At 51.5% G+C, this 6,664-nt stretch carries 9 protein-coding genes; 7 read left to right on the forward strand and 2 right to left on the reverse strand.

Annotation, left to right across the window (positions count from 1 at the left end; all coding sequences use genetic code 11):
* Positions 1 to 86: 86 nt before the first annotated feature.
* Positions 87 to 431, reverse strand: a complete 345-nt coding sequence (locus ABI361_14280; protein ID MEO9321830.1) for a winged helix-turn-helix domain-containing protein — start codon at positions 429 to 431, stop codon at positions 87 to 89.
* Between the two features lie 168 nt (positions 432 to 599).
* Here ABI361_14280 and ABI361_14285 point away from each other — a divergent pair, with 168 nt between their 5' ends.
* The 3 genes from ABI361_14285 (at position 600) to ABI361_14295 (ending at position 1,780) form a co-directional block, all read left to right on the forward strand.
* Complete coding sequence (locus ABI361_14285; GenBank protein MEO9321831.1) at positions 600 to 830, forward strand: hypothetical protein; 231 nt, start codon at positions 600 to 602, stop codon at positions 828 to 830.
* Between the two features lie 130 nt (positions 831 to 960).
* Positions 961 to 1,518 (forward strand): DUF4256 domain-containing protein, encoded by a 558-nt coding sequence (locus ABI361_14290; GenBank protein ID MEO9321832.1) that lies wholly within the window; start codon positions 961 to 963, stop codon positions 1,516 to 1,518.
* A 112-nt stretch (positions 1,519 to 1,630) separates the two neighbouring features.
* Positions 1,631 to 1,780, forward strand: coding sequence for a hypothetical protein (locus ABI361_14295; GenBank protein ID MEO9321833.1), 150 nt, complete (start codon positions 1,631 to 1,633; stop codon positions 1,778 to 1,780).
* Between the two features lie 133 nt (positions 1,781 to 1,913).
* On the opposite strand, the gene wrbA is transcribed toward ABI361_14295, so the two are convergent.
* Positions 1,914 to 2,540 carry an NAD(P)H:quinone oxidoreductase gene (gene wrbA, locus ABI361_14300; protein ID MEO9321834.1) on the reverse strand — a complete coding sequence of 209 codons (627 nt, stop codon included), beginning with the start codon at positions 2,538 to 2,540 and terminating at the stop codon, positions 1,914 to 1,916.
* Positions 2,541 to 2,654: 114 nt separating this feature from the next.
* Here wrbA and ABI361_14305 point away from each other — a divergent pair, with 114 nt between their 5' ends.
* From ABI361_14305 to ABI361_14320, 4 genes are all read left to right on the forward strand, one after another.
* Positions 2,655 to 3,374 (forward strand): CDGSH iron-sulfur domain-containing protein, encoded by a 720-nt coding sequence (locus ABI361_14305; GenBank protein MEO9321835.1) that lies wholly within the window; start codon positions 2,655 to 2,657, stop codon positions 3,372 to 3,374.
* 253 nt (positions 3,375 to 3,627) lie between these two features.
* Positions 3,628 to 3,948 (forward strand): DUF5654 family protein, encoded by a 321-nt coding sequence (locus ABI361_14310; GenBank protein MEO9321836.1) that lies wholly within the window; start codon positions 3,628 to 3,630, stop codon positions 3,946 to 3,948.
* A 194-nt stretch (positions 3,949 to 4,142) separates the two neighbouring features.
* Complete coding sequence (locus ABI361_14315) at positions 4,143 to 4,856, forward strand: SDR family oxidoreductase (protein ID MEO9321837.1); 714 nt, start codon at positions 4,143 to 4,145, stop codon at positions 4,854 to 4,856.
* A gap of 169 nt (positions 4,857 to 5,025) precedes the next feature.
* On the forward strand, positions 5,026 to 6,664 hold a 1,639-nt coding region (locus ABI361_14320), incomplete at its 3' end, for a hypothetical protein (protein MEO9321838.1).

Genomic DNA, 6,664 nt, shown 5'->3' on the forward strand with positions numbered 1-6,664 from the left:
TGAGGTCATGTAGATAGGGAAATACTGATTTCGGGCGACCATATAGAAGACCGAGAGCGAGACGCCTGGCACTAAAGACTTGAGAATCATTTGTTTATAATGTTCTGGTCGCCGTGCGCTGCAGGCCTGCCTTGCTTTTGATTCAACAGAGTCTGAGGGCTAGAACTTGGCCATTTGAGTTCGCATGCCCTTAGGAGCTCCAGGAGTTTCCTTCCCTTAGGAGTGATTCTAAAGCTTTTGATCTGCGGCCCTAATCGTTCTATCAACCCTGACCGCTCAAGCATCTTCAGATAGCTGTCCGCCTGGCGCAGGCCGGTAAGGGTATAGTACATTATTCTCGATCTCGTCGCGCTTCTTCCGTCTTCAAGCGAGCCGAGTATTTGCTCTAAAATCTCGTTTTTGTCCCTAGCCACGCGAGGTTTTATATTCATATTTTCTCGAACCCTCACTATTGTCAGTTCATGCTAGCAGCTTACGCAGACGAACATTTGTTTGGCTTTCGCTGCCTCGTCTAGGATGATGTAGTAGGCTATGCCGCCGCACCTCCCGCATCTGTCCTTGACGTCAGGATTACAATCCAGGTGGTTTTTGGTTTCAGATTGCAATACACTAACATCTTTTGTGCGGCACTTAACGCAATTAATGCATTTGATAGTTCAATCCGGGTTGTCCGTGTCATTTTTGCTTCAGTATTTCGTTTCCGGTACTGGTTTCGGGTCTCCACATCGGCAGGCTCGAATAGCTTTACTTTCGTAGAATGGGCAGAAGTAGTCAAGGTAGCTGGCAGTAACCTCGGCTCGGCACTTGACAAGATATTTGAAAAGGGATAAAGGCGGATTGCTACCTGATTGCCCGACTCGCGTTATGATACACTTTTTATTGATAAACGGTCGGCGCCGCTAATCATGCCAAGCTATGGCTGTTTAGATAATATTACCTCCAGACAGAAATTTCACAATCATGCGCAAGCTCAAAGGGTCGCCGCAGCCTGATGAACTGCTTGGCATACTGAAGGCGCGTTTTGAAAAGAATACGGGCAGGCATAGCGGTCTTGAGTGGGCAAAGATCCAGGCCAGGCTGCAAGGTAAGCCGGAAAGGTTAAGGCCACTGGCGGAAATGGAGAAGACTGGCGGTCAGCCCGACGTCGTCGGTTTCGATAAAAAGACTGACGAGTACATTTTTTGTGATTGTTCAGCAGAAAGCCCCGAAGGGCGCAGGAGTACTTGCTATGACCATGAAGCGCAAATGTCAAGGAAGGAACACAGGCCCGCAAACAACGCCGCTGACATGGCGCGTGACATGGGCATTGAGCTTCTGACGGAGGAGCAATACCGCGAGCTGCAAAAGCTTGGCTGTTTTGACACAAAGACATCTAGCTGGGCAAAAACACCGCCCGAGATTAGAAAACTCGGTGGTGCCCTCTTTTGCGACCGCCGCTACGATAGCGTCTTTTTGTATCACAACGGCGCGTCCTCGTATTATGCTTCAAGGGGATTCCGCGGTGTGCTAAGAGTCTAGACTTGGTTTTTGCGATCAGGGTGCACATAGCCATCCTCGGCCTGCAATCAGTAATCCAAACCCCAAATTTGGTCGCCTAATGTGTAAATCAAATGCTTTCATGATTGTGGAAATGACAAGGATCAACGGAAGAAGCAGCAGGGCGGGCATAACGGTGCTAGCTTCGGCACTGGCGGTTCTCATAGTGATTGCCCTGACAATTCGCGTGGGCAATGCGCAGTCCCATGTCTCTTCAAAGGATAGGACAGGCCTCAAGCAATGACGCTGGCAGAATGACGGGGCTCGCAAGTTTTAACGGGCGTGATCCGTCTACAATACTAAAGATTAAGGGATGTGCTACTGGCACATGCCGGATTTTGCAGGATCTGCTGAATGCATTGCAGTCCAGTTTATAGCTATGAGAGCTTGAATGCGATCTCGGCTACGCGGCTTCCCAATGCCCGGGCCACTCTAATGTCTGCCTCCTCAATGGGCCTGTTTGCCAGTTTTCCTGCTATCCTGCTAGGGCCATATGGGCTGCCACTTTCGCTGAGCTCCGGCACCGAATACGGCACGCCGACAATTATCATTCCGTGATGAAACATCGGAAACATCATCGAGATGGCAGTAGTCTCCTGGCCTCCATGCACAGAGGCCGCGCTTGTAAATACTGCTCCGACCTTGCCGACGAGCGACCCTTCAAGCCACAAGCTGGTGGTCATGTTCCACATAGCCTTGAGGGGTGCAGCCATGTTCCCAAACCTAGTAGGCGAGCCGAAAATTATCGCGTCGCACGATGGGAGTTCGGCAATAACATCCTCTACCGGCACGGTCGGATAGCGGTTGTCAAGGCTCTCAGCCAGCTCTGTCCAGTCTTTCTTTTCGACAGTGTCCTGAACCGGTCCGATGCTTGCAATTCTTCTCATTGCTACTCCCACGCCTTCGTGAGTCTTTGCGCCGTAGGCGATCTCTTCGGCCATCCTTGCAGTATTGCCGTACCGGCTGTAAAACAGAATCATAATCTTGACGGTTTGCTTTGCCAAGTAATCCCACAGAGTAGTCAAGCTTGTATTATTTAAGCTAGGCAAATTGCAGCCGGTGCTTCAATATTCGCTTTTCAAGAACTTTATTACTCACTTTGCTGAAGTCATGGATTGATGGGCAAAAAGGTGGCAACCCCTGGGACCCCGCAGCCAAAGATTGTCATCAGCAAGAACGGCCCCTATCTGGTGACAGGCGACGTTCCGCTTTCGATTCAGGTAATCACCCCGAACAAGGAAGGATTTTCCTGGGACTGGACGGAGGGCAAAAAGTTCTCGACCGGTGCAGAGTACGCGCTCTGCAGATGCGGAAAGTCTAACAAAAAGCCGTTCTGCGACGGCACGCATGAGAGCATTGGCTTTCAGGGAAAAGAGACTGCCGTTAGGGTCCCATACATTGTTCAGGCCCAGCAGTTTGATGGACCAACGCTTGTGCTTAGGGATGCAGAGGAGCTGTGCGCGTTTGCACGCTTTTGCGACCCTGCCGGCAAGATTTGGAACCTGATACAGCAGAGCGACGATCAAGAGGCACGCGAGTTGGTGGTACGGGAGGCAAACCACTGTCCAGCCGGAAGACTTGTCGTTCGCGACAAAAAGAACAGCAAGGACATTGAAGAGAGGCTCTCTCCGTCAATCGGGGTCGTGGAAGACCCCGCGCTGGGATGCAGCGGTCCTCTTTGGATCCGCGGCGGAATAGAAATTGAATCGCAGGATGGCAAGGCGTATGAGAAGAGGAACAGAGTAACCCTATGTCGCTGTGGTGCATCGGCCAACATGCCATTTTGCAACGGCAGTCATGCCAGTATCAAGTTCAAGGACGGGCTGGACCCCGGCTAATCTGTTGTGATTGCTTCCAACACTCCGAATCGCTCGGCGTCCTTAGCGCGGGCTCGATGCCGCAGGAATTGAAAATCCGCGCGTGTCTCAATTGCTATGGTAAAGCCTTAAAATTAATTGCAGTATTTGCATGGTCCATCGCATATGGCATAGACGCGAGCAGTGACTCCTTGCTTTCGGTTGAAGCCATCACCTAAAGAAATCCGAATTATTATGCCTAATCCTTAATTGCAATGCCTATGGCACGTATCTAATGAGAGAAGACGTCATCAAGGCACTTGCAGCCCTTATTACAGCAGCCTTCGGTCTTGTGGCAGCTCTTGCATGGAATACGGCTATACAGGAAATATTTAAAGAACTGCTTGGCCAGCAGAGCGGCCTAACGGCAATGATTATTTACGCGGTGGTCGTCACGGCAATAGCAGTCTTTGCAACAATAATGATCGGGAGAGTTGCATCAAAGGTGGGCGGGAAAGCGGAAAAGTCGGCTGAAGTACAAGAGTCCGAGGCGCTAAGAGAAGAGCTCCGGTCATTACGGGAGGAGATAAGCAGAATGAGGACTAGCGCTGCTTGAACCCTGCTAGAATCGATTGCTGTCAAGATAACCTTTGAGCGACCATCAATACTCGTCTCTCGGGATCCTTTTTGTCCCGGGGGCTTTCAGTCACGGACTTTTTAGGCCGTGGCAGAGCATGCATGCTGGCAATATTCTTTCAAGGATAACGAAGTCGAAATTCTTGTAATGGAGGGTGACGTATCTCATTACGGTTGGAAGATTCAAGAATCGCTCTGGTAACAGGCGGCAATAGGGGAATTGGGCTTGCAATAGCCAAGCGGCTCGCCGCGAACAAGATCGGCGTTGTAATCGGGTCAAGGGACATCCGCCGCGGGCAAGAGGCAGCAAAAGCAATCAAGCAGGAAGGTGAAGGGGACGCGGTTGCATTTGCTCTTGACGTAACGGACCAAAGTTCTGTCGATGAATTGAACAAGCTTATCCGCTCCAACTTTAGCAGGCTCGACATACTCGTAAATAATGCAGGGATTCTGCTAGACAAGAGCAGTCTGCCCAGCAAGACGGACCTGCAAGTTGTAAGGTCGACGCTTGAGACAAACCTGATAGGCGCATGGCGCCTGTGCAAATCCTTTGTCCCTCTCATGAAGAAAAACCGATATGGCAGGATAGTGAACATTTCTAGCGGCGCAGTGGCCTTTTCCACGATGGCCGAGAGCCTGTATGCTCCTGCCTACAGCCTGTCAAAGTCTGCCCTGAATGCGCTGACCATAATGCTTGCGAACGAACTAGGTGGAACTAACATAACGGTAAACGCCGTCTGCCCCGGGTGGGTGCGAACAGACATGGGAGGCCCAAATGCACCCCGGTCGGCCGAAGAAGGCGCCGACACGGCCGTATGGCTCGCGACATTGCCTGACAAAGGTCCGACCGGTGGCTTGTACTTTGACAGAAGCAGAATCGAGTGGTAGACTGTGCAGTGCAGTCGGACAAGAGAGCCGCGCCTGCCACTTCAGGACAGGTTTCCTGGGCTCCATTTTGCAAGCCTGCTTTGAATTTCCATCAAGGCCAAAAGTCGTCGAGTGGCGCGTTCGACGAATGCACTAAAGGAATTTTAAACACACGCATCCAATAGACGGCATGAAAAAGCACTCGGCGCTAACGTTGCTGCTCGTCGTAGCTCTCTTTTTTGGTCTAGCATATACGTCAAGGGCAGCATACGCACATAATTTTAGCCCGGACGAAAGCGCTGCATACCTAGCCAAGGCGCAGGAAATTCCCGTCGAGGCGCATGCCGTTCAGTCCGACATCACCTCAAACAATATTACGCTTGTCAAGTGGCACCTAGACAAGTTAGCCCAGTACTGGAATTCTAGCGATACTACACAGATGGCAGAGCGGAATCAGCTCCTTGCAAAAGAAATCCCCGGCGCAATTTCGAACATTACAAAGGAGGCTTCAAAGCCAAACCCTGATGCCGGTAGCATCAAACAGTTCGTCTCAAACCTTGACAGTTACATGTCCGAGTCTGTGCCCGTCAGGATTGACAGCGACAAGCTCCAGAATCTGACGGTCAGCGCGCTGGCGCTCAAATCAGTGCTTGACGAGGTGATGAATGATTATGGCAATGCCACGAACAATTCAGGAAATCTTTCGTCATCGCAGGTAAACTCGCTAATGACCGGCAACAGCAACATGTCCGGGATGTCAATGTCCGGCAACATGTCTTCCATGTCGTCCCAGAGTAGCTCACGCATCCCAAACAAGGCCGCATACGAGAGTGCGCAAGCAATGATGTCTGCTGTGCAGAACATGTGGTCAGGCCTCAAATCCAAGACACCGTCAAGCGTCTCGTCAAATGCAATAAGCAGTTTAGATACGGGGTTTGCAAAATTGCGACAGATTATTGACACTGCGCAGCCGATGGACCAGTTCCTGATAATCCTGCATGGCACAATACATCCAAACCTCATGAAGGCCTACAATCTCCAGCTGGCCGGCATGAGTGACATGAGCGGGATGAACATGGGCGGCAACTCGAACATGGGCAGTGGTTCAATGCAGATGTCCGGGTCCGGCACTTCGCAAAAGAGACTTGCATACATTAGCGAGACGGCTGCCCAGAGACACTCCGAGCACCTGGCAATGAAGATGCCGACAGCCGGCGGCTATAATGCCAATACCAACTATACTCTCGCGTCAAACGGCAGCGACAAGGTATCGCTGAACCTGTCAGTGTACAAGTCCACGAACGCGCTGGTAGCAATGGACGTGATGGGTGGGAATGTGAGCGTTTCTGGCCAGCCTGCCGTTACAATCCAATCAGGCCACGCATATTACCTGCCGGGCATGAACAAGCTGCTAGTCATTGGTTATGCAGGACAGAAGGACTCTATGGGAATGGCAAGCGGCGTTCAGGTGCTCAAACTGTGGTCAATTGCAAATGGCAAGCTGCCTGCGGTTCAGTCCGATCCACCGATGTCTGCCATCATCAAAGGCTCGGCTAGCGGCCTTGGCGACATGCAGCTGTCTTCCCAGAATGCCACCATAATGCTTGCGAGCGGCAGCATGAGCGGCAATACCACCAAGACGTCAGGCAATGCAGTCAGCATAATGCCGGGCGCCCAGAACCTGGGTGACAAGGCATTCTCACCAAACCCAATCAGCGTCAAGGTAGGTGACAAGGTAACATGGACCAACACAGACACTGCAATACACACGGTGACATCCGGTGACGGTACAACCGGAACAGCGGACGGCACCTTTGACTCCAAGGTAC

The sequence above is a fragment of the Nitrososphaera sp. genome, assembly GCA_039938515.1.
Lineage (GTDB): Archaea > Thermoproteota > Nitrososphaeria > Nitrososphaerales > Nitrososphaeraceae > Nitrososphaera.

Excerpts from the sequence above, each read along its gene's own strand:
- ABI361_14280 (MEO9321830.1), bottom strand. The coding sequence starts at position 431 with ATGAATATAAAACCTCGCGTGGCTAGGGACAAAAACGAGATTTTAGAG.
- ABI361_14290 (MEO9321832.1), top strand. The coding sequence starts at position 961 with ATGCGCAAGCTCAAAGGGTCGCCGCAGCCTGATGAACTGCTTGGCATA.
- ABI361_14295 (MEO9321833.1), top strand. The coding sequence starts at position 1,631 with ATGACAAGGATCAACGGAAGAAGCAGCAGGGCGGGCATAACGGTGCTA.
- ABI361_14305 (MEO9321835.1), top strand. The coding sequence starts at position 2,655 with ATGGGCAAAAAGGTGGCAACCCCTGGGACCCCGCAGCCAAAGATTGTC.
- ABI361_14310 (MEO9321836.1), top strand. The coding sequence starts at position 3,628 with ATGAGAGAAGACGTCATCAAGGCACTTGCAGCCCTTATTACAGCAGCC.